The sequence below is a fragment of the Marinobacter piscis genome, assembly GCF_007671655.1.
GTDB classification, from domain to species: Bacteria; Pseudomonadota; Gammaproteobacteria; order Pseudomonadales; family Oleiphilaceae; genus Marinobacter; species Marinobacter piscensis.
Window position 1 is genome coordinate 248,764 of the sequence record NZ_VCGX01000004.1, and the last position, 25,601, is coordinate 274,364.

At 54.4% G+C, this 25,601-nt stretch carries 27 protein-coding genes; 11 read left to right on the forward strand and 16 right to left on the reverse strand.

Annotated elements, in window-relative coordinates; genetic code table 11:
- Position 1: 1 nt before the first annotated feature.
- From FFI95_RS14305 to FFI95_RS14315, 3 genes are read left to right on the forward strand one after another with little or no spacing between them, the layout of a single operon-like run.
- Positions 2-1,060, forward strand: coding sequence for a lysylphosphatidylglycerol synthase transmembrane domain-containing protein (locus tag FFI95_RS14305; RefSeq protein ID WP_144823635.1), 1,059 nt, complete (start codon positions 2-4; stop codon positions 1,058-1,060).
- Entirely contained in the window at positions 1,057-3,279 is a 2,223-nt protein-coding gene (locus FFI95_RS14310) for a glycosyltransferase (protein WP_144823636.1), read from the forward strand. The genes FFI95_RS14305 and FFI95_RS14310 overlap by 4 nt, the downstream gene beginning before the upstream one ends.
- Positions 3,280-3,290: 11 nt before the next feature.
- Positions 3,291-4,238, forward strand: coding sequence for a YbgA family protein (locus tag FFI95_RS14315; RefSeq protein WP_144823638.1), 948 nt, complete (start codon positions 3,291-3,293; stop codon positions 4,236-4,238).
- A gap of 9 nt (positions 4,239-4,247) precedes the next feature.
- Here the strand turns inward: FFI95_RS14315 and FFI95_RS14320 are convergent, their stop codons facing one another.
- The 3 genes from FFI95_RS14320 to FFI95_RS14330 form a co-directional block, all read right to left on the reverse strand.
- Positions 4,248-4,994: a DUF481 domain-containing protein gene (locus FFI95_RS14320; protein ID WP_144823640.1), complete on the reverse strand. Its 747-nt coding sequence runs from the start codon at positions 4,992-4,994 to the stop codon at positions 4,248-4,250.
- 21 nt (positions 4,995-5,015) lie between these two features.
- Complete coding sequence (trhO, locus tag FFI95_RS14325) at positions 5,016-6,023, reverse strand: oxygen-dependent tRNA uridine(34) hydroxylase TrhO (RefSeq protein WP_144823641.1); 1,008 nt, start codon at positions 6,021-6,023, stop codon at positions 5,016-5,018.
- Between the two features lie 115 nt (positions 6,024-6,138).
- Complete coding sequence (locus FFI95_RS14330; RefSeq protein WP_144823643.1) at positions 6,139-6,873, reverse strand: DsbA family protein; 735 nt, start codon at positions 6,871-6,873, stop codon at positions 6,139-6,141.
- 128 nt (positions 6,874-7,001) lie between these two features.
- Between FFI95_RS14330 and FFI95_RS14335 the strand changes: the two genes are divergently transcribed.
- On the forward strand, positions 7,002-7,967 hold the full coding sequence (locus FFI95_RS14335; RefSeq protein WP_144823645.1) for an NAD(P)H-dependent flavin oxidoreductase: 966 nt from the start codon (positions 7,002-7,004) through the stop codon (positions 7,965-7,967).
- 44 nt (positions 7,968-8,011) lie between these two features.
- Here the strand turns inward: FFI95_RS14335 and FFI95_RS14340 are convergent, their stop codons facing one another.
- Genes FFI95_RS14340 through FFI95_RS14350 form a run of 3 tightly spaced genes read right to left on the reverse strand, consistent with a single transcriptional unit; the run spans position 8,012 to position 9,799 of the window.
- On the reverse strand, positions 8,012-8,413 hold the full coding sequence (locus FFI95_RS14340) for a DUF6502 family protein (protein WP_144823646.1): 402 nt from the start codon (positions 8,411-8,413) through the stop codon (positions 8,012-8,014).
- Between the two features lie 40 nt (positions 8,414-8,453).
- Positions 8,454-8,801, reverse strand: coding sequence for a chaperone modulator CbpM (locus FFI95_RS14345; RefSeq protein WP_144823648.1), 348 nt, complete (start codon positions 8,799-8,801; stop codon positions 8,454-8,456).
- Between the two features lie 17 nt (positions 8,802-8,818).
- Positions 8,819-9,799 carry a DnaJ C-terminal domain-containing protein gene (locus FFI95_RS14350; protein ID WP_144823650.1) on the reverse strand — a complete coding sequence of 327 codons (981 nt, stop codon included), beginning with the start codon at positions 9,797-9,799 and terminating at the stop codon, positions 8,819-8,821.
- A gap of 183 nt (positions 9,800-9,982) precedes the next feature.
- Between FFI95_RS14350 and FFI95_RS14355 the strand changes: the two genes are divergently transcribed.
- From FFI95_RS14355 to FFI95_RS14365, 3 genes are all read left to right on the forward strand, one after another.
- Positions 9,983-10,426: a YtoQ family protein gene (locus tag FFI95_RS14355; RefSeq protein ID WP_144823652.1), complete on the forward strand. Its 444-nt coding sequence runs from the start codon at positions 9,983-9,985 to the stop codon at positions 10,424-10,426.
- Between the two features lie 100 nt (positions 10,427-10,526).
- Positions 10,527-11,687, forward strand: a complete 1,161-nt coding sequence (locus FFI95_RS14360; protein WP_144823653.1) for a cytochrome P450 — start codon at positions 10,527-10,529, stop codon at positions 11,685-11,687.
- Positions 11,688-11,756: 69 nt separating this feature from the next.
- Positions 11,757-12,764, forward strand: a complete 1,008-nt coding sequence (locus FFI95_RS14365; protein ID WP_144823655.1) for a zinc-dependent alcohol dehydrogenase family protein — start codon at positions 11,757-11,759, stop codon at positions 12,762-12,764.
- Here FFI95_RS14365 and zapE read toward each other — a convergent pair.
- The 6 genes from zapE to FFI95_RS14395 all read right to left on the reverse strand — a co-directional run bounded on the left by zapE (position 12,761) and on the right by FFI95_RS14395 (position 18,374).
- A complete protein-coding gene (zapE, locus tag FFI95_RS14370) occupies positions 12,761-13,912 on the reverse strand; it encodes a cell division protein ZapE (RefSeq protein ID WP_246069525.1) in 1,152 nt (383 codons plus the stop codon). The two genes, FFI95_RS14365 and zapE, sit on opposite strands and share 4 nt — an antisense overlap.
- On the reverse strand, positions 13,905-14,609 hold the full coding sequence (locus FFI95_RS14375; protein ID WP_144823657.1) for a dienelactone hydrolase family protein: 705 nt from the start codon (positions 14,607-14,609) through the stop codon (positions 13,905-13,907). Before FFI95_RS14375 ends, zapE begins: the two co-directional genes overlap by 8 nt.
- Before the next feature lie 59 nt (positions 14,610-14,668).
- Positions 14,669-15,787, reverse strand: a complete 1,119-nt coding sequence (locus FFI95_RS14380) for a baeRF11 domain-containing protein (protein WP_144823658.1) — start codon at positions 15,785-15,787, stop codon at positions 14,669-14,671.
- A gap of 75 nt (positions 15,788-15,862) precedes the next feature.
- Positions 15,863-16,597 (reverse strand): glucose 1-dehydrogenase, encoded by a 735-nt coding sequence (locus FFI95_RS14385; RefSeq protein WP_144823660.1) that lies wholly within the window; start codon positions 16,595-16,597, stop codon positions 15,863-15,865.
- Positions 16,598-16,678: 81 nt separating this feature from the next.
- Positions 16,679-17,851: an RtcB family protein gene (locus tag FFI95_RS14390; RefSeq protein WP_144823662.1), complete on the reverse strand. Its 1,173-nt coding sequence runs from the start codon at positions 17,849-17,851 to the stop codon at positions 16,679-16,681.
- A 10-nt stretch (positions 17,852-17,861) separates the two neighbouring features.
- The gene (locus FFI95_RS14395) at positions 17,862-18,374 is read right to left on the reverse strand and encodes a RidA family protein (protein ID WP_144823664.1); all 513 of its coding nucleotides are present in this window, start codon (positions 18,372-18,374) and stop codon (positions 17,862-17,864) included.
- Positions 18,375-18,687: 313 nt separating this feature from the next.
- Between FFI95_RS14395 and FFI95_RS14400 the strand changes: the two genes are divergently transcribed.
- The 3 genes from FFI95_RS14400 (at position 18,688) to FFI95_RS14410 (ending at position 20,769) form a co-directional block, all read left to right on the forward strand.
- A complete protein-coding gene (locus FFI95_RS14400) occupies positions 18,688-19,095 on the forward strand; it encodes an outer membrane beta-barrel protein (protein WP_144823665.1) in 408 nt (135 codons plus the stop codon).
- 182 nt (positions 19,096-19,277) lie between these two features.
- Positions 19,278-20,300 carry a ribonuclease Z gene (locus FFI95_RS14405; RefSeq protein WP_144823667.1) on the forward strand — a complete coding sequence of 341 codons (1,023 nt, stop codon included), beginning with the start codon at positions 19,278-19,280 and terminating at the stop codon, positions 20,298-20,300.
- A complete protein-coding gene (locus tag FFI95_RS14410) occupies positions 20,293-20,769 on the forward strand; it encodes a nucleoside deaminase (protein WP_144823669.1) in 477 nt (158 codons plus the stop codon). The genes FFI95_RS14405 and FFI95_RS14410 overlap by 8 nt, the downstream gene beginning before the upstream one ends.
- Before the next feature lie 16 nt (positions 20,770-20,785).
- Here the strand turns inward: FFI95_RS14410 and radD are convergent, their stop codons facing one another.
- Positions 20,786-22,549, reverse strand: coding sequence for a DNA repair helicase RadD (radD, locus tag FFI95_RS14415; protein WP_144823670.1), 1,764 nt, complete (start codon positions 22,547-22,549; stop codon positions 20,786-20,788).
- A 98-nt stretch (positions 22,550-22,647) separates the two neighbouring features.
- Between radD and FFI95_RS14420 the strand changes: the two genes are divergently transcribed.
- Entirely contained in the window at positions 22,648-23,385 is a 738-nt protein-coding gene (locus FFI95_RS14420) for a glutathione peroxidase (RefSeq protein ID WP_144823672.1), read from the forward strand.
- A 41-nt stretch (positions 23,386-23,426) separates the two neighbouring features.
- On the opposite strand, the gene FFI95_RS14425 is transcribed toward FFI95_RS14420, so the two are convergent.
- The 3 genes from FFI95_RS14425 to FFI95_RS14435 all read right to left on the reverse strand — a co-directional run bounded on the left by FFI95_RS14425 (position 23,427) and on the right by FFI95_RS14435 (position 25,599).
- Positions 23,427-23,738: an antibiotic biosynthesis monooxygenase family protein gene (locus tag FFI95_RS14425; protein WP_144823674.1), complete on the reverse strand. Its 312-nt coding sequence runs from the start codon at positions 23,736-23,738 to the stop codon at positions 23,427-23,429.
- A gap of 100 nt (positions 23,739-23,838) precedes the next feature.
- Positions 23,839-24,654: a sulfite exporter TauE/SafE family protein gene (locus tag FFI95_RS14430; RefSeq protein WP_144823675.1), complete on the reverse strand. Its 816-nt coding sequence runs from the start codon at positions 24,652-24,654 to the stop codon at positions 23,839-23,841.
- Positions 24,655-24,780: 126 nt separating this feature from the next.
- Entirely contained in the window at positions 24,781-25,599 is an 819-nt protein-coding gene (locus FFI95_RS14435) for a carbohydrate ABC transporter permease (RefSeq protein WP_144823677.1), read from the reverse strand.
- Positions 25,600-25,601 lie beyond the last annotated feature (2 nt).

Sequence of the window (25,601 nt, forward strand, 5' to 3'; positions counted from 1 at the left end):
CATGACGGATCATACAGACACCAATTACCAGCAAAGAACCTCTGCACGCCGGCTGATATTATTCAGCCTGCTTTTCCTGCTCCTGACGGCAGCTGGCCTTTACGCTGTGTACGACCGGTTTGCAGGGCGCAGTATCAGTTTTGACGCGCGGCTGCTGGCCCCGGACACGCTGGCAGCCATCGCCGGTTTATTACTCGTATATTTCAGCGCTGACGGCTTACGTCTGCACTTCACTCTGCGGGCGCTCGGACACCGCTTATCTTTTGCGCGCCTGTTTCGCCTGGTTTTTATTAACCTCTTTTTCTCTAATGTAACGCCCATGGCCACGGGGGGCGGTTTTGCGCAAATCTGGTTTCTTCACCGTCACGGTGTTCCGGTAGGTACAGCCACGGCAGCCACGACCATCAGAACCGTACTGGCTGTGCTGTTCATATTCACCCTTACTCCGGTTTTCCTGCTGACACTGGATGCCTTTGATGGCAAAACCATTACGGGCGATCTTGGCTTTTTACTGGCCATTTTCATTGTGCTGTATCTGATCTTTTTTATTATCCTGCTGTTTCGGACCCGCTGGCTTTTAGGGCCACTCAGTGCTTTACTCAGTACTCTGAATCGCTGGCATCTTATAAGCAATGAGCGCCACAAGCGCTGGCACTTCCGGATGCTGCGCGAGATGCTGCACTTTTCCGGCAGCTTCCGGGATTACCTGCAGGGCAACCCGGTGTTTGTAGCGCTTTCCGTCGTATTCACCGCTGTGTTTCTTCTCAGCCTGTTCAGTTTCCCGGCTTTGCTGATTCATAGCCTGGGGTACGATGTGGATTATCTGGTCTCTGTGGGCTTACTGGTGGTAACAACGTTTATTATGTATTTCTCGCCAACGCCCGGCGCTTCCGGTATTTCAGAGGGTGTCTTTGGCAGCTTCTTCAGCGGCATCCTTTCAGGGAACCACCTGATTCTGGTGATTGTAAGCTGGCGACTGGTCACTATTTACCTGGGCATGATCATAGGTCTGATTGTGCTGCAACGGGAACTGTTCAAAAAGCGCAGGATACCGGGATGATTCTTCGCAACCCACTGACACTGCTATTCTACCTCTGCCTGCTGACCGTCATTCTTCTCGTGGGTTACAAAACCTATCTGAACTTCTTTAAAGAAGACTTCGCCGGGGTACACACCGAACAGGTGGAACAGATCCAGCAAAGCATTTCCGCCGACGACCCGGTAAGCTTTGCCGTCGTTGGTAATATCAACAACTCCGTCGGCATTTTTGAAGAACGCATTATTCCTGAACTGAACGCCTCCGGTATCGACTTTCTGGTGTCAGCCGGCAACGCGGTCAGTGGTGGCGGCGAGGATAAATACCGGGCTCTATACGGCAGCCTCAGCCACCTGAACATTCCGTACCTGCTTACCTTCGGCGACAATGAGTATGCCGATTTTGGCAGTTTTCGTTTTTACGACCACTTCGGGCCACATTTCTACAGTATTCAGGCAGGCAACAGCCGACTGATTTTTCTCGACAGTACCGGAAAAACCCCCTGGCGATGGCAAATCCGGTGGCTGAGTGACCTGCTTAGCCAGGATTCCTCGGAAGCCAGAATTCTGTTTATCGGCCATCCGCCGCTAAAACCCAAAGAAGAGGCCCTGTTCGATCAGCCCGACGACTTCCTTGCCCCGCCCGAGTTCCGTAGCGCGCTTCTGGATACCATCAGCAGACACAACATTGACCTTGTTTTTTCTGCCAATCTGTCCCTCTACTCAGAGGCACAGCGAGGGAACACCCTCTTTATTACCACAGGCGGCGCGGGCGGACTTGTGCTGAATAATGACACCAGTTTCTACCATTACGTAGAGGTGAATGTCAGCCCGGATGGTGGCGTCAGCCATAGCCTCAGACCTCTCAATGTGGGCCAGCACCCGGTTCTGAAGCGCCTGGAAAGCCTCTGGCTTTTTGTGTACTCGCTGTTTTATTCCGGCTACCTGAACTTCATTCTTATTGTTGCCGTATTCGCCGCCATCACGATCAAACTTTACTCCATTATTTTTGTCGGCAAAGACTACTATCCGGACTATGATCTGGACCCGACTCCGTGGCTGGAAAAGCCCTTGCGGGTTGCCATGTTCAGTAATAACTACTTACCGTTCATTGGCGGCGTCCCTATTTCCATTGCACGGCTCCGTCGTGGTCTGGAAGCTCTGGGGGACAAACTGCTGGTTGTGGCGCCCAGCTACAAAGACCAGCCAGAAGCAGAAAAACAGGTCGTCCGGGTACCGTCACTGCTGACCATGGGCGAGAAGCGGGAGTTCCGGCTGGCCAATATTTTTCTGCGCCAGATCCGCAAACAGGTGCGCGCTTTTCAGCCGGACATTATCCACCTGCACCACCCGTTCTGGCTGGGCTCCCTGGGCCTGTTCCTGGCCCGCCGGCTCAAGGTTCCGGCTATCTATACCTACCACACCCGACTGGAGCATTATGCGCACTTTGTACCTCTGCCGGGGCTGATTTTCCGTAACCTTATTTCCCACGCTCTGATCAGACGCTTTGCCAACAAGTGCGATGGCGTTATCGTGCCGACCGACTCCACCGAGGAGTACCTGCGGATGATTGGTGTAAAAACCCCCACCTTTGTGCAGCCGACAGGAATTGAGTACACACGTTTTCAAGCAGTGACGGAGGAAGAAACAGAACAACTGCGACACTCACTGAACCTTGGTGACAAAACTGTTTTCATCAGCGTCTCGCGACTGTCGAACGAAAAAAACATCGACTTCATGATTGAGGCCATAAGTTCGTTGCAAAAAACAACATCCCGGCCGTTTCACTTCCTGATGATTGGCGAGGGTCATCAGAAAGACCGCCTGCAACGCAAGATCAGAAAACTGGGCCTTGAAGCTGGCATGACCCTTGTCGGAGCGATTGCCCCGGAGGAGATGGCTGTGTGGTATCGATTGGGAGATGCGTTCCTGTTCGCCTCGAAATCTGAAACCCAGGGCATGGTCATACTGGAAGCCATGGCTGCCGGCCTCCCCGTGGTTGCCGTGCGCTCCAGCGGCATTGACGATGTTGTCCGCCAGGGGTTTAATGGTTTTAAGACCCCGGAAAGGCTGGACCAGTGGTGTGCTCAGGTAAAGCGCCTGCTGGAAGATGATGACCTCAGACACACGCTTTCCGGGCAGGCTCAGGCTTTCGCCCGGGACTTTTCAGTGGAACAGTTTGCCAGAAACGTCCGTGATATTTACGCATCTGTACTGGCACTTAACGACAAGAAGCTAAAATAATGGAGAGAAGCGTGAGCGGCATTCCTGTAGGAATCAGCAGCTGTCTGCTGGGCAAAGAAGTTCGCCATGACGGTGGCCACAAGCACTCCCGGTACTGCACTCAGGTGTTATCAAAACACTTTGATTTCTACCCTGTGTGTCCGGAACTGGAAGCCGGCCTTGGGGTTCCGCGCCCAGCCATTCATCTGCGGGAATATGCGGACGGCATGCGCCTGAAAGAAGTCAGAGGGTCTGCCGACCATACCGACGCCATGCAGCATTTCACAGACAGGGTTTTACCTGAGCTGGCACACCTGCGTGGTTACATTCTTATGGCCAAGTCTCCAAGCTGCGGTATGGAGCGTATAAAGGTCCATAACCCCGATGGCCAGGTAGTGCGGCGTGACGGCCGGGGGCTATTTGCTGAGGCCCTGATGCGCACATACCCTCTGCTTCCGGTTGAAGAGGAAGGCCGGCTGAACGATGACGAACTCCGGGAAAACTTCATTGAACGCGTCTTTGCCTACGACGACTGGATGCAGAATGTTGCCGGAGAAAACCTTACAGCTAAAGCATTAATCGAGTTCCACACCCGCCACAAATTCCAGCTTCTGGCCCATTCCGAGAAAATATACCGACAACTGGGCCCCATGCTGGGCGACCTGAAAGCAGATGCACTCGCTGCCATTGCTGATCGTTACATCTCCGCATTCATGGAGGCTATGACTCAAAAGGTAAGCCGTGGCTCCCACATCAACGTAATGCAGCATCTGATGGGTTACCTGCGGGACGCCATCGGAAACGAAGACCGCAAGGTTCTGATGGAACAAATTGAGGCTTACGGACGCGGCGAGGTTCCGCTGGTTGTCCCCATGACGCTATTGAGAATGGCACAGCGCAGAGAGCCCGTGGATTACCTGACACTGCAACATTACCTGAGCCCCTACCCGGACGGGCTGGGGCTCAGAAACAAGGTCTGAGTCGCCGGTTCAGAACCCGTAAAGCAGGGAAAGAGCTGCTTCGGTATCTGTAGAGTCTGCGTCTGCCGGCGCATCCGATACATGTTTCACACGATAGGCAGCTTTCATGGAAAGGTTGCCTACAATATTAGCTCTGATGGCCGTCTCTGATTGACTGATGACATTATTCTCATCCAGGCCGATTTCTGTACTCAGTTTCTGGCTAAACAAAGCGTTTTCAGAAAGCGCGTAATTGAATTGAGCGGCCAGCCGGGCAATGGCTTCCTTCTCAACGTCATCGCCCTCGTCATTCAGCTCTTCCAGCTTGTTGTAGCGGTAACCAGCACCCGCCGACAAGTCAAGAAATGAGCGCTCACTCCGCTGCCAGACCCGGTTACCGTAACCGGTGGTCGCTGTAGACTCGAAATCATACCCGGAAAAGCGATCCTTTTCGTAAGCGCCGCGCAGGAACCAGTACTGGTTTTCAGTAAACTTGTAGTTGGTTTCAACAGCCGCTTTGTACTTTTCCGCTGTGGTCTGGTCTTCCCCGTTGTCATTTTCCGATTCGGAGTAATTGGAGCTGAAGTCCGCCAGATTGCGCCAGCTTTCTACTTCATGGACCAATCCCAGGCGTCCGTTAATATTGGTCTCTTCAGTATTCCCCGATGTCATAAGAACACCGAGCTCCGCCTCGCCTTCCCAGTCTTTCGCATCCTGGCCATAAGCCATAGGCGCAACTGCAATGGCAATCACAGCAACGGACTTCTTAAAACGCATGAAAACTCCTTAATCGTTGATTCAGGCTTTTTGACGCTCACCCCGAAGACTTTGTTCAGCCTGGCGCTCACGTTCTGATTTTTTACGTGCTTTGCGTTCAGCGATCACCCGGGCGGCTTCACCACCCACGTGGGTCTCGCCACGGGCCTCGGCCAGACGGATCTGGCGCTCACGCTCTGCAAAGCGTGCCTTCTGCTCTGCAGTTAACGTATGAATGCACTGGTGGCAGCTCACACCCTGCTGATAGTCCGGGTGCTGCTTATCGGTTTCGGTAATCGGGCGCCGACAGGCATGACACTGATCGTAGCCGCCACGCTCAAGATGATGATTGACCGTAACCCGGTCATCAAATACAAAACATTCACCTTTCCAGAGACTCTGCTCTTCCGGCACGTCTTCAAGGTATTTCAAAATACCGCCTTTCAGGTGGTACACCTCGTCAAAGCCCTGCTCTTTCAGGAAGGCTGTGGATTTTTCACAACGAATACCGCCGGTGCAGAACATGGCCACTTTTTTATGTTTCGCCGGGTCGAGATTCTGTTTTACATACTCGGGAAACTCACGAAAGGTATCTGTGGCAGGGTTGACTGCATGCTTAAAGGTTCCAATTTCCACCTCGTACTGGTTACGGGTATCAACAAGAAGAACCTCCGGGTCTGAAATCAGATCATTCCACTGGGCGGGCTCAACATAGGTGCCGACAATGCGTTTGGGATCAACGCCATCCACACCCATGGTGACAATCTCTTTTTTGAGCTTCACTTTGGTGCGCTTGAATGGCTGAATATCCACAAACGACTCTTTGTAATCAATACCGTTAAACCGTTCATCCCGCGCAAGCCAGGCCTGCACGGCATCGATTCCGCTTCGGCTGCCGGCTATGGTGCCATTGATTCCTTCTTGTGCCAGCAAAAGCGTGCCGTGCACGTCGTTGGCAAGCATCAGGTCCAGCAACGGCTGACGAAGGTTTTTGTAGTCATTCAGAACTGCGAACTTATAAAGGGCGCAGACAACAATGTGGTTGCTCATGTGGTAAGTCTCCTGCGGGCCGGACCGTAAATCCGGAGCATGGGTTGGTTTGTATAATCTGGAAGGCATAAGCCAGAGAGGGCGCGATTCTAACCCACTCTGGCCCACGTTCAAGTCAGGGCTCACCGAGGCGTGCAAGCTCCCGTTCTACAACAGCAGAGAGCTGACCCCAGCCCGGGCGGGTAAGGCGTATATTATCCACCAGCACGGTGGGTGTACTGGTGACCTGCAGCTGCATGGCAACGCGACGGCTTTGTTCAATCACCTCCCGGTGCAGATCGGTTGTCATACAGCGGCGCAAGCGCCGCTCCTGCAGCCCAAGATCGCGGGCGTAACGTGTAAAGGTGGCTACCGGATCATTAGAGCCACTCCACTCACTCTGGGAATCAAACAGGCGATCGTGCATTTGCCAGTAAGCTCCCTGATCCCCTGCGCACCGCGCAGCCTGAGCCGCTGGGAACGCATTCTCATGCTGCTGCAGAGGTAAATCAAAATAGACAAAGCGCACCTGCCCGGTTTCCACATACTCCTGTTTCAGCCGCTTGCTTGCCTGTGAGAACAGGCCACAGGCAGGACACTGATAGTCTGCGAACTCACGCACAACAACCGGCGCATCTGCAGAACCTACAGAAACACCGAACCGGTCCAGCTGTGATGGAAAGGCGTCTGCACCCGACGCTGCGACAGGCAGGTTATCCGATGTCGGGTCAGGGGCAGCAGTCAGAAAAAAAGCACCCAGCACAACCGCTGCCACCACCAGCACAGCGACTCCGACAACCAAAGGCTTCCGTGAGCGGTTTTTCCGGGGCGGTGGTGCTCCCGCTTGCTTACGGCGTTTTGCTTCACCCATTCTTGACTCCTTGTTGTTTTGCAGTGGTAACCCGATCGTTGTTGGCAGACAAACATTCCCACCCGGGTTCAGGCAGGCTAAGATCCTATATATCCTAAAAAAGTTCCAATATAAATTAAGGAGCACTCATGTCTCTGCCTGCGTTTTGCAAGAACTCCCTAAGCCTGCCCCTGATTTCAGCCCCCATGTTTCTGATTTCCGGCCCCGAAATGGCGCTGGCGTGTTGCCGGGAAGGTATCGTTGGCAGCTTTCCCGCCCTTAACCAGCGCACCAGCGAAGGTTTTGAAGAATGGCTGATCCAGATGAACGACGGCCTTGCCAAACTCAGGGAAGAGCGCCCGGATGCCAACATTGCCCCCTACGCCGTCAACCTGATCGTACACCGCTCCAATCCACGCTGGCAGGCCGACCTGGAACTCTGCGTGAAGCACCAGGTACCCATTATTATCACGTCACTGGGCGCTGCAAGTCAGGTAGTGGAAGCCGTTCACAGCTATGGTGGCCAGGTTTTCCACGATGTCACCAACCAGAAGCATGCACGCAAAGCCGCTGAGGCAGGTGTGGACGGTATTATTGCTGTTGCCGCCGGTGCTGGCGGGCATGCCGGTACCGTCAATCCGTTTGTACTGGTTCACGAAATCCGTGAAGTATTTGATGGCCTTATTCTGCTGGCCGGCGGACTTTCTCACGGCGAAGACCTGCTGGCCGCCGAGGCCCTTGGCGCCGACCTGGCGTACATGGGTACACGCTTTATCAACACCACAGAGTCCCGGGCAGACGATGCTTATCGCAACATGATTATTGAATCAGCCTCTGCTGACATTATTTATACCCCGGCTGTTTCCGGCATTCCGGCCAGTTTTATGCGACAAAGCCTGGAAGCAGCGGGTTTTGCCATGGATAAACTGAATGAGGCCGGAGAGATCAACTACGGTGAGAAGCTCAAGCCTGTGGAAAACGAAGCCAAAGCATGGAAGACGGTGTGGTCTGCGGGCCAGGGAGTGAGCCAGATAAACGATGTGGTCAGCGTTGAAGAGCTGGTATCGCGACTGAAGAAAGAATATCAGGCCGCGCGTACACGGGTTTGTAACTAAGGCGTGACAGCAAGCACCCGCTGGGGCCCGGAACAGTAGTGTATTCAGGCGTTATCGCTTTTGCGCCTGCCAGCACTTTCTCCGGGCCTGCGCTTTCTGCGCCTGACATCGGGCGATGCATCAAAACCGGGAGTGTTGTGTACATAAGCGCTTCGCCGGAGTAGCACATAATGGCTTTCCAGTTGTTCTGCTACGCCTTTGCGAAGCAACTCATCAAGAACGTCGCACGAGGGCACTGCAGGGTGCACCGCCTCAACCAGTTGGTAAAATCCGGGCTCGCTCTGCGCTCGCATCGCTAACATGGCAGGGTGGCCGTTCTCATCCAGAAAATCCGCAGCTCTAACCCAATATCTGGCGACCTCGTAAGCCGCCGGTGACAATATAATCCCGACAGACTCAGCAAGGTCCCAGCCAGATGCGCTGCCAGCCTGACTGCTCATGCTCATAATGCCCTCCCTGGAGCAAAGCAAGCCCGCAGAGTGGTAATTACCACTCCCCCGTTAACTGCTGTAACTGCCGGTTCAGGCGGTCCACCTCGCGGCGCATATCCTGCACTTCATCCAGCAGATCCAGAGACATCGCCAGGCCCGGAAGATTCATTTTCAGATCCCGCTGTAATCGCCGGGCTTTATGTAATCGTGCCAGTGCAGACACATCAAACAACCACTGACGGGCTTCGGCACTGGGCTCCACAGGTGTAATAATGCCGTGACTGACCAGTTTGATCACAAACTCCGCATGGCACTCACCCCGCTCGCACACTTCATGAAGGGTGAAGGTGCTGCCATTGGTGTCCATCACTTCAACAGTCAGAGTATGATTGCTGTTACTCATCCTTTAACTCCTCCCCGTCACAGATGCAGCTTACTGCGTGGGTTGAATGCTTTCTCAGCCTCGGCCAGCTGTTCGTATAGCTTTTCAGCTTCTGCAGAATGCTGCTCCGGTATGGTTATCTGCAGGATAACAAGCTGATCTCCCGGGTGCTTGCCGGGTAAGCCCTTGCCTTTAAGACGAAGCTTGCGGCCCGAAGAGCTTCCCTTGGGTACTTTCACATTCACTTTTGAGCCGACCGTTGGCACAGTCACTGTAGCACCCAGCGCCGCTTCCCATGGCGTAATCGGAACGGTTACGACAACATCCCGCCCCTCAACGCTGAACAACGGATGCGGCGCAAGCTCAACTTCAATCAACAGATCTCCCGGGGCGCCTCCTCCTATGCCGGGGGAGCCCTGCCCTTTGAGCCGCAAGTGCTGACCTTCACGCATACCGGCGGGAATTTTCACATTCAGTGTTTTCTGGCGTGCAACAACACGACCGTGTTCGTCGGCCTCATGGACGGTAAACGAAACCTGTTTTTCGCACCCATTGAACACTTCTTCCAAAAACAGAGCGAGCCGCGCGTGAACATCTTCGCCACGCATCCGCACGTTCTGCCGGAAACCACCAGCGTCGCCACCAAAACCGCCGGAAAACCCACCGGCACCCCGCCTGCCGCCGAATATTTCTTCAAAAAAATCACTGAACTGGCGCGCATCTGCATCGGTATAACCGCCACCACCAAAGCCGGATGCGCTCTGCCAACCGGGGGGCGGCTGGAAAGAGCCATCGGGCTGGGCACCGTATTTACGCAGCTGGTCATACTCAGCGCGCTTTTCGGGATCTTTCAGTACTTCGTATGCCTCGCCCAGATCTTTGAACTTCTCGTCAGCGTCCTCCTCTTTGCTGACATCCGGATGATACTTCCGGGCCAGCTTCCGGTAGGATTTTTTAATCTCCTCTGGGGAGGCAGACTCGCTCACACCAAGAACGGCGTAATAGTCCTTGAAATCCATTGCACTCCTCGCGTCTGGTCAAAAATCAGTCTCTGCTTATATATAATCGGCACAAACCCCTGAAATACAAGCTCAGACCCGTATTTTTATTGGCTTAACAGCGCTGAGATTCTGAAAACTCTCTGGCTGTGATAGGGTTTGTGGGTTCAATCCTCTCTTCGTTATGTTTATCAGGAGAATTTCATGATCTGGACAGTATACCTCTCGGGCGAAATCCATACGGACTGGCGTGAGCAGATTCAATCCGGTGCAGAAGCGGCCGGACTACCGGTAGAATTTACCGCGCCTGTTACCAATCACGATGCCAGTGATGCCGCGGGCGACATGCTCGGCAAACCGGAGGTGGGATTCTGGCGCGATCACCAGTCATCCAAGGTAAACGGTATTCGCACCAAAACACTGCTTGAACAGTGCGACCTGGCGATCATTCGCTTTGGTGACAAATTCAAGCAGTGGAACGCAGCGTTCGATGCCGGGTTCTGTGCTGCCATGGGTACGCCCTATGTGACACTGCACGGTGAAGACATCATCCACCCGCTGAAAGAAGTTGACGCATCCGCCATGGCGTGGGCACAAACCCCGGAGCAGGTAGTCGAGATACTGAAGTACGTAACAACGGCGCAGTAATACTCCAAAGCACCTGCACCCACTCCGTTATATCAAGGAAGGCACTGGCGATATTGGCTATATTGGTAGGTCAACATAGTTCGATGGTAAAGGAGACTATATGACAGACCACATGCCGGATGATTTGTCGGCCGAAGGCCGGGATTTAAGGGCCTATACCGATGAGCTGCGCCCGCAACACCCGGTTGTGCGAAATAATAAGGGCGAATGGATTTTACTCCGGCACGCCGATGTCGTCGCTGCCGCCACAGACCACGAACGCTTTTCAAGCCGTGTGTCCCGCTACCTTCAGGTTCCTAACGGGTTGGATGGGGAAGAGCACACGCTCTTTCGTAACCTGATTGAAAAGTATCTGACCCGGGAAGCTCTGGAGCCGTTCGTCCCCGTGTTCAGGCGCGTTGCCCGTGAACTGGTGGCTGAGCTGCCCGAAGGCGAGGTGGTTGATGCGGTGAACGACATAGGCGCTGTCTTTGCAGTACGCGCCCAGTGTGCGTGGTTGGGGTGGCCTGCGGAACTGGAACCGCGCCTGCTGGCGTGGATGAAGGATAACCACATGGCCACCCGCTCCGGCGACCAGAAACAAACGGCCGAGGTGGCAGAGCAGTTCGATGAGATTATCCGTTCGGTTGTCCGGCCTCGCCGCGAAGCAGGCGACAGCGCGCCGGACGATGTAACCACACAACTGTGCCGCGATACAGTTAACGGACGGGAACTCACAGAAGCAGAGCTGGTTTCCATTCTTCGAAACTGGACCGGTGGTGACCTGGGCTCCATTGCCCTGTGTGTTGGGGTGCTCATTGCCCACCTGGCTCAACACCCCGAGCTTTCAGAGCGGATGCGAGCAGGCTCAGATGCGGAAACTGAAGCCATCATCAACGAAATTCTGCGCCTGGATAACCCGTTTGTTTCTAACCGGCGCATCACGACCTGCCCTGTTCGTATCGGTGGCCGTGATATTCCCGGTAATGCGAGAGTCAAGCTGAACTGGACATCCGCCAACCGCGACGAATCCGTGTTCAATAACGACCGGTTCGATCCCGAAGGCAATGCAGAGGCGAACCTTCTCTATGGTGCCGGAAAGCACGTCTGCCCTGGCCGGTTGCTGGCCACCTGGCAGCTGCGTATTGCCATGCAGACCCTCCTCTCCTCAGTGCACACCATTGAGCTGGCACCGGGGCAGCCACCTGAGCGGGAAGTAGCACCGGTAGGCGGATATCATCGTGTACCGGTTCTGCTATCCTGGAGCCACATTATCGCTTAGGTAACAGATAGTTCAGCCTCACCAGTCCAGGTTCGAAGGTGATTGCTGAAAATACAGGAGGTCACTCATATGAAGCGTATTACACTCTCCAGTCCAGGCGGCCTGGATCAGTTACATATGGATGAGGCGCCACACCCAGGCGAACCAGGACCTGGCCAGGTCCGGGTGCGTATACATGCCAGTTCACTCAACTTTCATGACTATGGCGTGGTAACTGGTGCAATCCCTACAGAAGACAACCGCATCCCCATGGCGGACGGCGCCGGTGTTGTCGAAGCCATCGGTGACGGCGTTACCGAGTTCAGAGTGGGTGACTCTGTCGTATCCACCTTCTTTCCCGAATGGCTGGATGGTCCTGCCCGTATCGATAACTTCAGCACGACGCCTGGCGATGGGCAGGATGGTTATGCCTGTGAACAGGTCATTCGCCCCACAAGCTGGTTTACTCTCGCGCCCAAGGGCTACAGTCACGCAGAGGCGGCAACACTCACGACAGCAGGCCTGACCGCATGGCGGGCACTGGTTGTCGATGGTAACCTGAAAGCCGGTGACACAGTCCTGACTCTGGGCACGGGCGGGGTCTCTGTTTTTGCCCTGCAGTTTGCCAGAATGATGGGCGCGCAGGTTATTTCCACCTCGTCCTCGGATAAAAAGCTGGAGCGACTCAAAGAGCTGGGTGCCAGCCATACCATCAATTATCAGAGCACACCGGCGTGGGGCGAGAAGGTTCGGGAGCTGACCGATGGCAAAGGCGTCGATCACGTCATTGAAGTGGGTGGTCCTGGTACCCTGCCGCAATCCATAGATGCCGTTCGCATTGGCGGTCATATTGCTCTGATCGGAGTTCTTACCGGCCGGGCGGGCGATATACCGACTGCAAAGCTCATGGCAAAGCAGGCCCGCCTGCAGGGCCTGATTGTTGGTAGCAGAACCCACCAGCAAGAGATGATCCGGGCAATCGAAACCAGTGACATGCGCCCGGTTCTCGATCGGTCTTTTGCTCTGGAACAGATTGCTGATGCGTTCAGGTATGAGGAATCAGGCGAGCATTTCGGCAAAATCTGCCTGGAATACTAAACAGACCCTGCTGCCGAAGAGCACCCAAAACGCCGCAACTGCATCTCTTGCAGGCGGCTGAGGGTGCGCCGGAATGGAAACGCCAGTGCGCCCGTGCTGTAGAGTTCATACATTGGCACAGCGGCATCCAGATAGAGCGGAATCCCGCGGTCATAACATTCATCAACCAACGCGATAAACCGGCGTACGCCATCATCCTGGTGGGTTAAGGCCGGCAATTTGCGATCCCCGGCTGCGACCTGGGTTACACCGTCTTCAGTTCCCCGGGCTATGGCGGCCTGTGGCCTGCCACCGGCCAGTTGTGGCACGTCGCTCAGAAAGACGTGGGAGAAGCGGTCGCACAGTTCGATGAAGTCCTGGGACGCCAGCTTTTGTTCGCACAGGTCGTCGTAACGACACCACAACGCATGCTGGCTGCGCCCTATTACCGGAATATCACGGTGCCCCAGCCGCACCGAGTCGGTCCTTACCTGTTCATCACTATCGAGCAACTCTGCAAACGCCGCCTGTAAAGCCTGCGGCTGGTTTACCCAATAGCGCTGCTGGCGCTCACCCGGATGCAACCGGTGATCCTGGCCACCATCAACACTCACCACCTCCATATGCTGATTGAGTGCTGCTATGGCTGGTAACAGCCGCTCACGGTTAAACCCGTCCTTGTACAACTCATCAGGCGGCTGATTCGATGTCGCCACCAACACCAGGCCGTTGGCGAACAGCTGCTGGAACAAACCGCCCAGCAATACGGCATCACCGATATCACTGACAAACAGTTCATCCAGGCACAGCACCCGGGCTTCAGCTGCCAGCTCCTGCGCGAGCACCGCCAAAGGCTCTTCCTGCCCGGTCAGTTGAAACAGGCGCCGATGCACCCAGCGCAGGAAGTGATGAAAGTGCTGTCTCCGTGCCGGGATACTCAACGCCTGATGGAAACGGTTCATCAGCCAGGTTTTCCCCCGGCCCACCGGTCCCCAGAGGTACACCCCCTGAACTCCCGGCTCGCCCGCCAGCAACTGCTCGTAGCATCGCTGTAAAGCCGTTGCTGCCCGGAGCTGCGCCGGGTCGTTCTTAAAACCAGATGCCAAGGCCTGCTGATACGCTGCGTAAGGAGAAAGCACCGGATCTTTACTGCAGACGGCTTCAGTCACTCAGGTGCTGGGCCAGGAACATCAGCGTACGCCCGTGCGCAATAGCTGCAGCGCGCTGTTGATACGCTGGCCGGCCCCAACAGTTAAACCCATGGTCCACGCCTTCATACTCATAAAACTGAGCGTGCTCGTTCCCTTCAAACGCCTTGCGGACCTGGGCCACAGCACTTGCGGGTATCATCTGATCGTTGCCGGCGTAATGAAACAGCATCGGTTGTTTTATCTGCTCTGCCAGCTCCAGATGGTCCTGAATGCCGCCACCATAGTAGCTTACGGCAGCATCGGGACGCCCAAGGGCTGCTGCCCGATAAGCCAGTTGCCCGCCCATACAAAAGCCAAGCACACCAACCTTATCGGACACTTCTGACATATCGCGCAAATGATCAACTGCAGCGGCGACATCTTCACCGGATTGAGCAAAATCCATGTTGTTCAAAAGCTCGAAAGCCTTCGCCGTATCGGACTCGCTGTAATCAAGATCGACCCGGGTTTGCTGGCGCCAGAATATATCCGGCGCCAGAACGACATAACCGTCCAGCGCGTACTGCTCAGCCACGGCACGAATGTGTCCGTTCACCCCCCAGATTTCCTGTATCAGCACCAGGCCTGGCCCATGGCCGGCCGGTGGCAAAGCCAGATAACCTGAAAACGTGTCCTCACCTGAAGAGGATATGCTGACCCAGCTTGCTGTACTCATAGTGCTCCCTGTTCTGAAAGAATCTTTTGTGTGTCGGTAATGACTGGCTTCCGGAGGTTTCAGACCGGATAACGGGATATCACCGCCAGATCATGACGGCCGGGAATATCCTCCCTGCGCACAGCCATTACCCGGGCGCCAGTACGAAATGCCCTTCCGGCAATTTCATCAACAATGCCATAGCTGGCTGCGTCTTCCTCGGCGCCGAAGGTTATCTCCCCGCTCTCATCATCTACATAACCTTCAACCACACTATCAATGTCAATCAACAACTGGTCAATCCCGCCGAAGGTCGCCAGCCGTGCTGCATCCGAGATATCTGTGGTGGTCCGGTTTTGCCCTGTCCGGTCATCGAACAGACGGTGAAAGTCTTTGATCTTGTCCGCATAATGGGCATCCAGCACGGGTCTGGCAGCACTGGCCAGTTCTGCATCACTCAAGTGCTCTGGATTACCCGCAATGGTGTCGGGCAATGCCGGAATCGAACTCAGCGAACGGAACAGGGTTTCCAAAGGCTTGGCCGAGGCGAGTATGAGCGGCCGGTCCGAGCGCATAAGAACAGGGCGCAGTACCGCGTTGATCTTGCGTACATAGCGCGACAAGTAAGGAGTATGGCCCTGAGCACTCGGGCGATTCCCCGTGCCGGAGTAATCCTTGGTTGTGGCTTCCCCAACCACATCGACCAGATTTTCAGGCATGTCCGGTACTTTGATTTCTCGTGCCGGCATATCGGCTGAAACTTCGATCAGCCTCACAGCATTTTCAGACAGCGCCAGAATATGCGCAACATGGGGGAACGTAACCGCGCGCAGCAGCGGTTTGAGGTGAAAGCGATCCGACACCTCAACAATTTCACTCAGCTGGTTTGCCAGACGATAGGTACGGATGGATTCCGGCGTTGCAAATATGGCCAGGCTATTTGCCTGGTGGCTCCAGAAGTCGACATCTGCCTGCAGGTTCTCAAACTGCTCCTGTAACAAGGCAATACGGCGTTTATCAAAGCCCCTGGATTCGAGTTGACTGACGGCTTTTTTGGCCAGATTGCCGAGATTAATCCGGCTCTGCTCAATTTCGCGACTCAGTGGGGTGGTTGGTAAATAAATGGAAACACATGCATCAGCGCGAGCCTGATTCAGCTCACCAATTTCTGCGGCACTTGGCATATCTATGTAATACATAAAAAACCTCCTGCAAGTTCAACCGGCCGGACAGACGTACTCGCCTACTCCAGAGCGAACAATCCAGTCGGAGCTTTACCGGGCGGTTAATCCGCCATCAACTACAAATTCAGAGCCTGTGGAGTAGCTTGATTCATCTGATGCCAGATAAAGCACAAGATTTGAGACTTCTTCAGACTTGGCCACACGCCCTATCGGAATATGTTTTGCAAACTCATCCACCGCAGACTTGGTATCACCCTGGCTGATCATGGGCGTTTCAATAACCCCCGGATGCACGGAGTTCACGCGAATACCATCGGCAGCACACTCCAGGGCGGCGGCTTTGGTCATCCCGCGCACAGCAAATTTGGAATCTGTGTAGCCAATTGCGCCGCCAACCAGGCCATTGATGGATGAAATATTGACAATGGAGCCGCCTCCCGCCTTTTTCATGGATGGGATGACCAGTTTCATTCCCAGAAATACAGAGACCTGATTGATCTCCAGAATGCGGCGATAATCGTCCAGCGATGTTTCAGCAAGGGTTTTGGACATGGTAATGCCGGCATTGTTGACCAGAACATCCACAGGTCCGAACCGGTCTTCCGTGGCGCGGACTACCCTTACCCAATCGGCTTCACGGGTGACATCCTGCTGCACAAACAAAGCGTTGCTGCCCAGCTCGGATGCAAGGGCCTGCCCTTTTTCTTCATTCAGATCGGTTAAAACAACCTGTGCGCCCTGGGCAATAAAAATACGTGCGTGTGATGCACCCATGCCCTGCGCAGCGCCGGTTATAATGGCAACCTTACCTTCCAGTCGGGCCATATTAATCCCTGTCCTTCAATAACTTATTGACTCTTACACTATAGCAGGTGCAACCCGGTCGTGCGTCGGTATTATCCATGATCACCCTTTGATCACGGCCAACGGCTGCAATTCCACCTGCACCTCTACAAGGTCCGTCTGGTTTTGCATGACTTCATCAATGTCTTTGTACGACCCGGGCGCTTCATCCAGATCCCGCTGGTTGCGGATGGCATGCAGTATTCCCTGACGCTTCAAAGCGCCGACCTCTTCCTTCAAGTCCAGCCGCTTACGCGCCTGGGAGCGGCTCATGATTCTTCCGGCGCCATGAGAGCAGGATTCAAACGATTGTGCCTCACCCTTGCCCTTCACCAGAAAAGACCGGGTTCCCTGTGACCCCGGGATCATGCCCCATTCGCCGCTGCGGGCCCGCGTTGCCCCTTTGCGGTGAACGATAACGGTTTCTCCGAAATGCTTTTCTTCGGCGGCAAAGTTGTGTGGCTTGTTAATAAAATCCGCAAACCCGACGTCAGGCACCACCTCGGTAAACGCTGCCTTTACCCGCTCCATCATCAGCGTTCTGTTAGCTAAAGCAAACTCGAGGCAATAGTTCATCTCATCCTGGTACAGGTTGAAGTACTCGGACGATTCCGGGAGGTAGGCTAACCCCTCCGGAGCTTCATTGCCGGCGTCTTTGTTCAGCTGTTTTGCCAGATCGTCATAATGATTGGCGACAGTAAAACCGAGATTGCGGGAGCCGGAATGAATCATGATCCAGATGTAGCCATCCGACCCTTTTTGTATCTCGATAAAATGGTTGCCACTCCCCAGCGTGCCCACCTGATACAAAGCACGTTCGTATTCCTGGCTGACAATGGGCAACTCACCCTTTATCCCGGGCATCCACGCCTCGTCCTGAGGCTCATCATGGTGACTGAACCCTACCGGCACTGTCTCCCGGACTATTTTCATGATGGCTTTCAGGTCGTTGGTATCGATCTCTTCAAGGGTGGTTCGCAACGAACACATACCGCAACCGATATCGACACCAACCGCATTGGGTACGATGGCACCCTTAGTGGCCAGGACAGCGCCGATCGGCATGCCATACCCCTGATGAGTATCCGGCATGATGGCTATGTGCCTGAAGGCGAAGGGCAGATTCGCAAGGTTGCGCGCCTGCTCCAGGGCTCCTGCTTCCATTTGCTCCTCTGCCAGCCACAGCTTTATCGGCAGCGCTTCTGTCTCAATCACTGCCTTTGCGCTGGTATGCATATTCATTCCCTTATTCGTTACGAACCGCTGAAACTTCTATTTCAATCAACCAGCCGGGGTTAGCCAGTGCCGCTACTTCAACCGCGGAGCGTACCGGCAGATTAGGCTGCTCTTCTGTACCAAAGAATTTGGTGTATCCATTCATAAACCCGGAAAAGTCCACTTTGCCGTCCTCCGCGACAAGGAACACCTGCATGCGGTATACATCGCCCATGGTGAGATCCAGGGATTCCAGGGTTTTCTCTATCGCCTGCAGGGCAGATGTTGCCTGCTCCTCCATGGTGCCATACGCGGCCTGAGTATCGGGTTCGGCATCGTCGTTAATAACCACCGGAACCTGCCCGCTCAGATGCACCACCGATTTGTTGGCCGGCACTTCAACCGCCAGCGAGATCGGAAAGTCCGAATCCGGCAGCGCATGACGAATCAGCTCCTGGTCGCCGGACCGGGTCTCAGCATTGGCAGCTGCTGCAGCGCCACCTAGAACAGTGGCAATCACTATTTGCGAAACACGTTTGCGCATTTGTTACTCCTTACTGGCTCGACTCGACATACTCACTTTAGAACACAGCGGGTCTGTCCGCTACAACCCACAAGATAGCAACCTACATTAGTTGACATAGTCATCTATTTTTATTTGAAAAACAACCAGTTAGCAGAAACCCACACAAGTTAGAAGTGTGTTATTCACTTAGACAGATCGGCCCCAAAGCCTCTCAGAATTTGATAGGATGCTTACATCTTGTGGCGAGATACAACATGAATTGTCGAGGTCGCCCTGAAGATTTAAATACAACCCCGACAAGATTAGAGGATGAAAGGATTATGAAACTTAGATGTTTGGCCTGACTGCGGGCTATCAGTTCAACCAGTACTTTGGAGCCGAAGCCGGTTACGCACACTTTCTGAAGTTTGGCGATACAGCTGACGGTAAGCTCAAAGGTGCAAACCTGCTGGCAGTTGGTCGTCTTCCGATAACCCAGACTGTGGGTGTCTACGGTAAAGCCGGTGCCTTTGTCTCACACTTCAAGGTAACCTCTGAAGGTGACAAGAAGTCTTATGATGACATCAGCCCCATGTTTGGTGTTGGCGCAGACTTCCGTATGACTGAGCAGTTAACTGCCTTTGCAGAGTACAAGCGCTACCATATCAGCGACATCAAAAAGAGGCACTTCAGCAGCGATATTTCCAAGAGTGGACCTGAGCTTGATACCGCCCAGGTAGGACTGAAGTTCCAGTTCTAATTCTGACTGAAACCGAAACGGCGCGACATTTATTTGTCGCGCCGTTTTTTTTATGTCTGTGATTATTATCACTTTACGCTCAGCCCGACACTTTTATAGCCTGCCGCTGGAAAAGCGATGGTTCAGGGCTCATCATACCAGGAGATGTTTACTGCTCTGCTTCGTTTAAGGAAGGAGTCACCGTGGAATTTACCTTTCTGGGCACCTCGGCCGGTACGCCAACACGTGCACGTAATGTAACCGCACTGGCGCTTTCACCCTCGGGCCACAAATCCTGGTACCTGGTGGACTGTGGTGAAGCCACTCAACACCAACTGCTCAGAGTGCACCATTCTGTTATGCAGCTACGGGCGATATTTATCACCCATATCCACGGCGACCACACTTTTGGTCTTCCGGGGCTTCTTGCCAGTGCGTCCATGCTGGGCCGGACAGAGTCTCTGGATATTGTCGCGCCCGTTCAGACCCAGCGTTTTATCACCACAGCACTCGACAACAGCGACTCCAGCCTCAGCTACCCCCTGAACTTTATCGACTCTGAAGCAGCGGACTTCTCCTGGAAGGACACGCACCTGGAAGTTAAGAGCGTGGCCCTGTCCCACCGGGTCCCCTGTCGTGCCTATGTATTTACAGAACAAAACCTGGAACGGCAATTGTTGCAGGACAAACTGAAAAAAGACGGCATTGAGCCAGGCCCCAGCTGGGGTGAACTGCAAAAAGGCCATGAGGTAACGCTTGAGGATGGCCGTATACTAAGCAGCGATGAATACACACAGGTGCCCAGAGTGGCGCGCCGGCTGATCGTCGCTGGCGATAACGACGACCCGGAATTACTGGCCAGTGCCTGCAAGCACAGCCATGTGCTTGTTCACGAAGCCACCTACACGCAGGACGTCGCCGACCGCGTCGGCCCCTGGCCACAGCACAGTTCGGCTGAACAGGTAGCCCGGTTTGCCCAACAGGTACAGATGCCTCACCTGATACTGACGCACTTCAGTTCCCGCTATCAACTGGGGGCCTCTGACACACCAAACATCAGCCAGCTGGCCGACGAAGCACGGCAGCATTACCATGGCCAGTTATTTCTGGCCCGGGATTTCGACCGTTACCGGCTGGAAAAGGATCTGTCACTGACGTGTCTGAACTCCGACAGCAACAGCCCCCATAAAACCTCATCCGTTACGCCCGGAGGCGACCATGACTGACACCAACGACCTGAAACACCTGAACCGCTGCGTAGAGCTTGCCGCCACCGCGGTGGACACTGGCAACCCGCCGTTCGGTTCTGTGCTGGTTGATGCGAACGGTAGTGTGCGTTACGAATCCCACAACCTGACGGCCGGCGGTGACAACACGCAACACCCGGAATTTGCGATTGCCCGCTGGGCTGCGGCCAACATGTCCCCCGAAGAACAGGCGGCTGCAACCGTCTACACCTCTGGCGAACACTGCCCCATGTGTGCTGCGGCCCACGGATGGGTCGGGCTTGGTCGGATTGTGTATGCCAGCTCCTCGGAGCAACTGGTACAGTGGCTTGAAGAAATGCAGGCCGAGCCCTCGCCGGTGGCAACCCTGCCGATCGAAACCGTGGTCCCGGGTCAGCAGACAGACGGCCCGTTCCCGGAACTGGCAGAAACCATTCGTGATCTGCACAGAAAATTCCGGTCAGCCTGATTAACGGCGTTTATGCTTAATAGGCTTTGCGATAGTTGCCCTGATAATCAAAAATCCGCTCCTGCACCTGCCAGTAGTGCTTTTGTTTACGGGCAATCACAAAATCCGGTGCCGGCAACAGGGCCTGTATCCCGAGCACGTCTTCAATACGCATGAACGTTTTCGGGGCCTGGCCATTCGCCAGGCGACGCCCGAACAGCCTGTTGAAAACATGGCGCTGTGCCGGTCTGCGGAAATCAAACGACTCATTGAGCTCTTCCCCGTCTTCACCATGGTAGGTGATCCTCAGCCTGCTCTCCTGGCGGCTCAGGGTGGTACCGGCACACCGGATCACCATGGCATCTTTCAGTTTCAAGGCATCCCGTAACTGATCATCCGGATCGATAATAGCCCCGTTACACTGAAGGCAGTTACGCGCTGCAATGTCATTTTCACCACCGCAATGGGGGCATTCCTTGAAACGGAAACGGTAATCGCACTGCTCACGGCGCTCGCGCTGTTCGGCCGGGCTCTCCTCTTCCTCTACTCCCAGCAACCCCTGACACCGGCGGCCGTAGTGTTCAATAACGCGCCCTTCGCTGTCTGTTTTGCCCCAGAAAATATTGGCAAAACCACACCCCGGGCAGAACACCTGTACCGGCTCGCTGTCGGGGTTTGGCTTCGGCTCTCCTACCTCCGGGTGATACAGATTCACGCTGTTACCTGCGTAATCAATCACCAGACAGTCCTGCTTACCCTGGTCCAGGCGCAGCCCCCGCCCCACAATCTGCTGATACAAGCTGACCGACTGGGTCGGACGTAGAATGGCAATAAAATCCACATGGGGCGCATCAAAGCCTGTCGTAAGCACAGAAATATTCACCAGATACTTTAACTGTCGCTGCTTGAAGCGCTGAATCAGTAACTCCCTCACTTTCAGATCCGTAGCGCCGGTAATCAGAGCCGTCTGATGCTCCGGCAGATAGCCGGTGATCTCCCGCGCATGATCCACTGTTGCCGCAAAGATCATCACCCCCATGCGCTGGGCCGCCAGCTCCACCACCTGCTCAATAATGGCCCGCGTTACCCGCTTATGCTTGCTCAGCAACTGGTTAACGTCTTTCTCGGCATATTCTCCAAAACGATCCTGATCCAGAGTGGAGAAATCGTACTGCGCCACCGCTGCATTAACCAGCTCAGGTCTGGTGAGATAACCCCGGTTGATCATGTAGCTGAGCGGCAGTTCAAATATACAATGCACAAAGGGCTTGTTCTCTTCGCTGCGAACAAAACCCCGGTAGTGGTAGCGATAAATCCAGCCCATGGCCAGACGGTAGGGTGTGGCGGTTAACCCGAGCACCTTGAGAGAATCATTCTGTTGCTGAAGCCGTTCGATAATTCTTTGGTACTGACTGGTTTCATCACCACTGACCCGATGACACTCATCAATGATGACCAGTGAATACTCATCCCGGAACCGATCCAGATTCGCCGATACCGACTGTACGCTGGCGAAGGTTACCTGATGCCGGTTTTCCTTACGCTTCAGCCCGGCGGAGAAGATGCCACCTGTTAACCCATAGCTCTGGTATTTGGCATGATTCTGCTCAACCAGCTCTTTTACGTGGGTCAACACCAGAATCTTGCGCCGGGCAAGGCGTGCCAGTTCAGCTATAACCAGACTTTTGCCCGCCCCGGTTGGCAACACAATCACGGCCGACTCATCCGACTTGCGAAAATGGTTTAACGTGGCATCGACGGCGTCCTGTTGATAGGGCCGCAGTTTGAAGGGAGCATTCATGTAGCTTTGCCGTTCCGGGTATCCGCTATGTATATAATAGTTTGATTAAGATACAGTTTCATAGTTAAAGCGAACTCCACCAATCCAGGGAATTTAATATGTCGAATTCAGCGGAAGGTAAGAAAGTCCCTCAGGTTACGTTTCCCATACGTCGTGACAACGAGTGGCAATCCGTAACCAGCAATGAGCTGTTTGCTGATCAAACCGTTGTTTTGTTCGCCCTGCCGGGCGCATTTACACCCACCTGTTCAAGCACGCATTTGCCGCGATACAACGAGCTGGCGCCGGTATTCAAGGAACAGGGTGTTGATCGGGTAATCTGCTTATCGGTAAACGACCCTTTCGTTATGCAGGCATGGGCCGAAGACCAGCACGCGGAAAACATTGAGTTTATCCCCGACGGCAACGGCGATTTCACCCGTGACATCGGCATGCTGGTCAGCAAGAACGACCTGGGCTTTGGCGACCGCAGCTGGCGTTACTCCATGCTGGTCAAAAACGGTGTTATCGAGAAAATGTTCGTTGAGCCGGACAAGCCTGGCGACCCGTTTGAAGTATCCGATGCAGATACAATGCTGCATTACATCAAGCCGGATGTAACCCTGCCCGCACGGGTCAGCCTGTTCACCAAACCCGGGTGCCCGCATTGTACCCGCGCCAAGGCGCTGTTGCAGGAAAACGGCTACAAGTATGAAGAGATCAAACTGGGCTCGGCCGGCTTGTCATACAGCACCTTGCAAGCGGTAACAGGCAAAGGCACAACCCCGCAGATCTTTATCGACGGTCAGCTGATTGGTGGTGCCGACGAACTCGAAGCCCTGATGGCCGAGCGGTAACCGTGCAGCCTGGTCAAACTGAATGAATCAGGAAACGTCATTCAGTTTGACGGGTTAACCACCCATTCCGGATCTTCAAACTCTCCAAGGGGCCGGATCTCACAAAAAGGCGCAGCACTGCGAATAATCTCCGCCACATCGGGATTGTGTTGCGCCTCCATTGCATCCCGGCTGGCTTTGCTGTCCCAGTGAGCGATGGCAATCAGCGTTTTGGGGTCACCTATCTTACGGTGCAGTTCCGTGCCCCGCGCACCCGGCGCTTGCTGAATCAGCTCGCTGGCTCGCACCCAGGCATCCGCGTAGTCCTCAGCGGTATAGCCGTCTTTGATATGCACTTCAAACATATACTTCATACATACCTCCACTAGCGTGTTTCCACAGGTCACTCTGGGACCAGCATAAACAATGGCGCGCTCAGCCAGCAATGCTTGTCTTGACGGCCGATCAGCACTGTTAAACCAACACACTGACCACACCCGCACTGCTGACCACCAGAAGCACTACCCCCAGCATCCGGAAAAACACCGGCGTTTCCGCTTTCAGAATATGTTTGTGAAAGCGCAGCCCGATCACATGACCCACGGCGGCACAGGGCAGCAACCACAGGTGATGGATTAGCTGCAAATCCAGCCCCACCCAGATAAACGCCGCCAGCTTGATAAAAACAAGAATAAACCAGAGACCCAGCAGCGTGTCCCGTAGCTTCTCCCGTGCCACATGCTGTGCCGCAACCGCAATAATCAACGGCGCTCCAATCAGCGAAGTGCCGGTAATGTACCCCCCAAGCATCAGCAGAATAACATCCACGGTTTTGCTTTTACTGCGAAACGGCCGGTTAATGATGTACGACACCGAGTAAATCGCAACAATTACAAAAATAATCGCACTCAGCACATTGGGCGGCAACGTGAACAACCCAAACACACCAATCAGTTTGGGAATGATCATAATGCGCAGCATTCGCCACAGGTAAGGCCAGTCAACCGTCCCTTCCGGCGCATTTGCGGCCACATCCGGGCCAAAGCCGGTCAGTTTCTGGCGATTCGTGCCACCTTTGCTGTTTCGATTATTCATCCAGATGGTGAGGGATGAGAACACCAACAGATGTATCGCAATTATAGGCAGAAATATAAGCGGATTGTCTTTGACGAGCAACAAAAACGGCAGCGAAAGTACCGCTCCGCCAAAGCCCAGACCTGAGCGCACAAAGCCGCTCCAGATAAAAATGAGCGCAATCAGGCCCAGTTGGATCAAGGAAAGATCTGACATAACACCCTGAACAGAAAAGCAGCCATCAGCCGTCTCAAGCCGTACCGGCGGCTCAGATCGGAGGTCATGCCACTTTACTTAGCTAATGGAATAAAGCGGATATGGTACCGCTTCCGGCGGGTGTGGTCAGGTCGCGTTTTTGAACCCGCCGACGAGGTAGTTGAAAAACAGGCCATAAACAATTGCCAGGGGGATGGCGACCACCAGCGTTGCCGCCATCAGTTCCGGCCAGAAGAAAACATCGCCACGGATCAGCTCCGTTGGCACACCGGCACTGAGGGTACGGGCGGCGGACCGGGTAATGAAGGTTGCCGCGTAGATGTAATTACCCAGGGACAAAGAGAAAGCAAAAACAGCGCAGGCCCCCACGCCGGGCCAGACCTGCGGCAAGAGCACGCGATAAAAGGTTGTGAACTGGCCACAGCCGTCGAGCATGGCTGCTTCATCCAGGCTCCTGGGTACTGACCGGAAAAAGCCCAGCAATAACCAGGTACAAAAAGGCACGGTAATGGTGGGCAATACGATCACCAGTGACCAGATTGTGTTTGCGATACCCAGCCACACCACGATCTGATACATGGGTATGAACAGCAGGCTTGGCGGAATCAGGTAAACCAGAAAAATGGCCATTCCCGATCGCTCACCCCAGCTGCCTGTCAGCCGGGCTAGTGAAAACGCCGCTGGAATGGACAAAACCATCGTTATCAGTACAACGAAAATTCCGACAATGGCTGAATTCTGCAAGAAAAGCCCGAAGTTGGACTCGGTAAACAGAAAAACCACGTGTTCCAGCGTGGGTGGCTCATTGTAGAAAAACGGCACGGTTCCTACGGAGTACATATCGCTGTTGCGCTTGAACACGGTTATCAGCGCCCAGAGTAACGGCACAATGGAAAACAGGGTCAGAAAACCGATACCGCAATAAAATCCGATTTTGCGCAACACGG

What these genes read in the sequence shown, in the direction of transcription:
- FFI95_RS14305 (WP_144823635.1), top strand. Translation starts at nt 2, where the DNA reads ATGACGGATCATACAGACACCAATTACCAGCAAAGAACCTCTGCACGC.
- FFI95_RS14310 (WP_144823636.1), top strand. Translation starts at nt 1,057, where the DNA reads ATGATTCTTCGCAACCCACTGACACTGCTATTCTACCTCTGCCTGCTG.
- FFI95_RS14320 (WP_144823640.1), bottom strand. Translation starts at nt 4,994, where the DNA reads ATGCGTTTTAAGAAGTCCGTTGCTGTGATTGCCATTGCAGTTGCGCCT.
- trhO (WP_144823641.1), bottom strand. Translation starts at nt 6,023, where the DNA reads ATGAGCAACCACATTGTTGTCTGCGCCCTTTATAAGTTCGCAGTTCTG.
- FFI95_RS14330 (WP_144823643.1), bottom strand. Translation starts at nt 6,873, where the DNA reads ATGGGTGAAGCAAAACGCCGTAAGCAAGCGGGAGCACCACCGCCCCGG.
- FFI95_RS14335 (WP_144823645.1), top strand. Translation starts at nt 7,002, where the DNA reads ATGTCTCTGCCTGCGTTTTGCAAGAACTCCCTAAGCCTGCCCCTGATT.
- FFI95_RS14340 (WP_144823646.1), bottom strand. Translation starts at nt 8,413, where the DNA reads ATGAGCATGAGCAGTCAGGCTGGCAGCGCATCTGGCTGGGACCTTGCT.
- FFI95_RS14345 (WP_144823648.1), bottom strand. Translation starts at nt 8,801, where the DNA reads ATGAGTAACAGCAATCATACTCTGACTGTTGAAGTGATGGACACCAAT.
- FFI95_RS14350 (WP_144823650.1), bottom strand. Translation starts at nt 9,799, where the DNA reads ATGGATTTCAAGGACTATTACGCCGTTCTTGGTGTGAGCGAGTCTGCC.
- FFI95_RS14355 (WP_144823652.1), top strand. Translation starts at nt 9,983, where the DNA reads ATGATCTGGACAGTATACCTCTCGGGCGAAATCCATACGGACTGGCGT.
- FFI95_RS14360 (WP_144823653.1), top strand. Translation starts at nt 10,527, where the DNA reads ATGACAGACCACATGCCGGATGATTTGTCGGCCGAAGGCCGGGATTTA.
- FFI95_RS14365 (WP_144823655.1), top strand. Translation starts at nt 11,757, where the DNA reads ATGAAGCGTATTACACTCTCCAGTCCAGGCGGCCTGGATCAGTTACAT.
- FFI95_RS14375 (WP_144823657.1), bottom strand. Translation starts at nt 14,609, where the DNA reads ATGAGTACAGCAAGCTGGGTCAGCATATCCTCTTCAGGTGAGGACACG.
- FFI95_RS14380 (WP_144823658.1), bottom strand. Translation starts at nt 15,787, where the DNA reads ATGTATTACATAGATATGCCAAGTGCCGCAGAAATTGGTGAGCTGAAT.
- FFI95_RS14385 (WP_144823660.1), bottom strand. Translation starts at nt 16,597, where the DNA reads ATGGCCCGACTGGAAGGTAAGGTTGCCATTATAACCGGCGCTGCGCAG.
- FFI95_RS14390 (WP_144823662.1), bottom strand. Translation starts at nt 17,851, where the DNA reads ATGCATACCAGCGCAAAGGCAGTGATTGAGACAGAAGCGCTGCCGATA.
- FFI95_RS14395 (WP_144823664.1), bottom strand. Translation starts at nt 18,374, where the DNA reads ATGCGCAAACGTGTTTCGCAAATAGTGATTGCCACTGTTCTAGGTGGC.
- FFI95_RS14400 (WP_144823665.1), top strand. Translation starts at nt 18,688, where the DNA reads ATGTTTGGCCTGACTGCGGGCTATCAGTTCAACCAGTACTTTGGAGCC.
- FFI95_RS14410 (WP_144823669.1), top strand. Translation starts at nt 20,293, where the DNA reads ATGACTGACACCAACGACCTGAAACACCTGAACCGCTGCGTAGAGCTT.
- radD (WP_144823670.1), bottom strand. Translation starts at nt 22,549, where the DNA reads ATGAATGCTCCCTTCAAACTGCGGCCCTATCAACAGGACGCCGTCGAT.
- FFI95_RS14420 (WP_144823672.1), top strand. Translation starts at nt 22,648, where the DNA reads ATGTCGAATTCAGCGGAAGGTAAGAAAGTCCCTCAGGTTACGTTTCCC.
- FFI95_RS14425 (WP_144823674.1), bottom strand. Translation starts at nt 23,738, where the DNA reads ATGAAGTATATGTTTGAAGTGCATATCAAAGACGGCTATACCGCTGAG.
- FFI95_RS14430 (WP_144823675.1), bottom strand. Translation starts at nt 24,654, where the DNA reads ATGTCAGATCTTTCCTTGATCCAACTGGGCCTGATTGCGCTCATTTTT.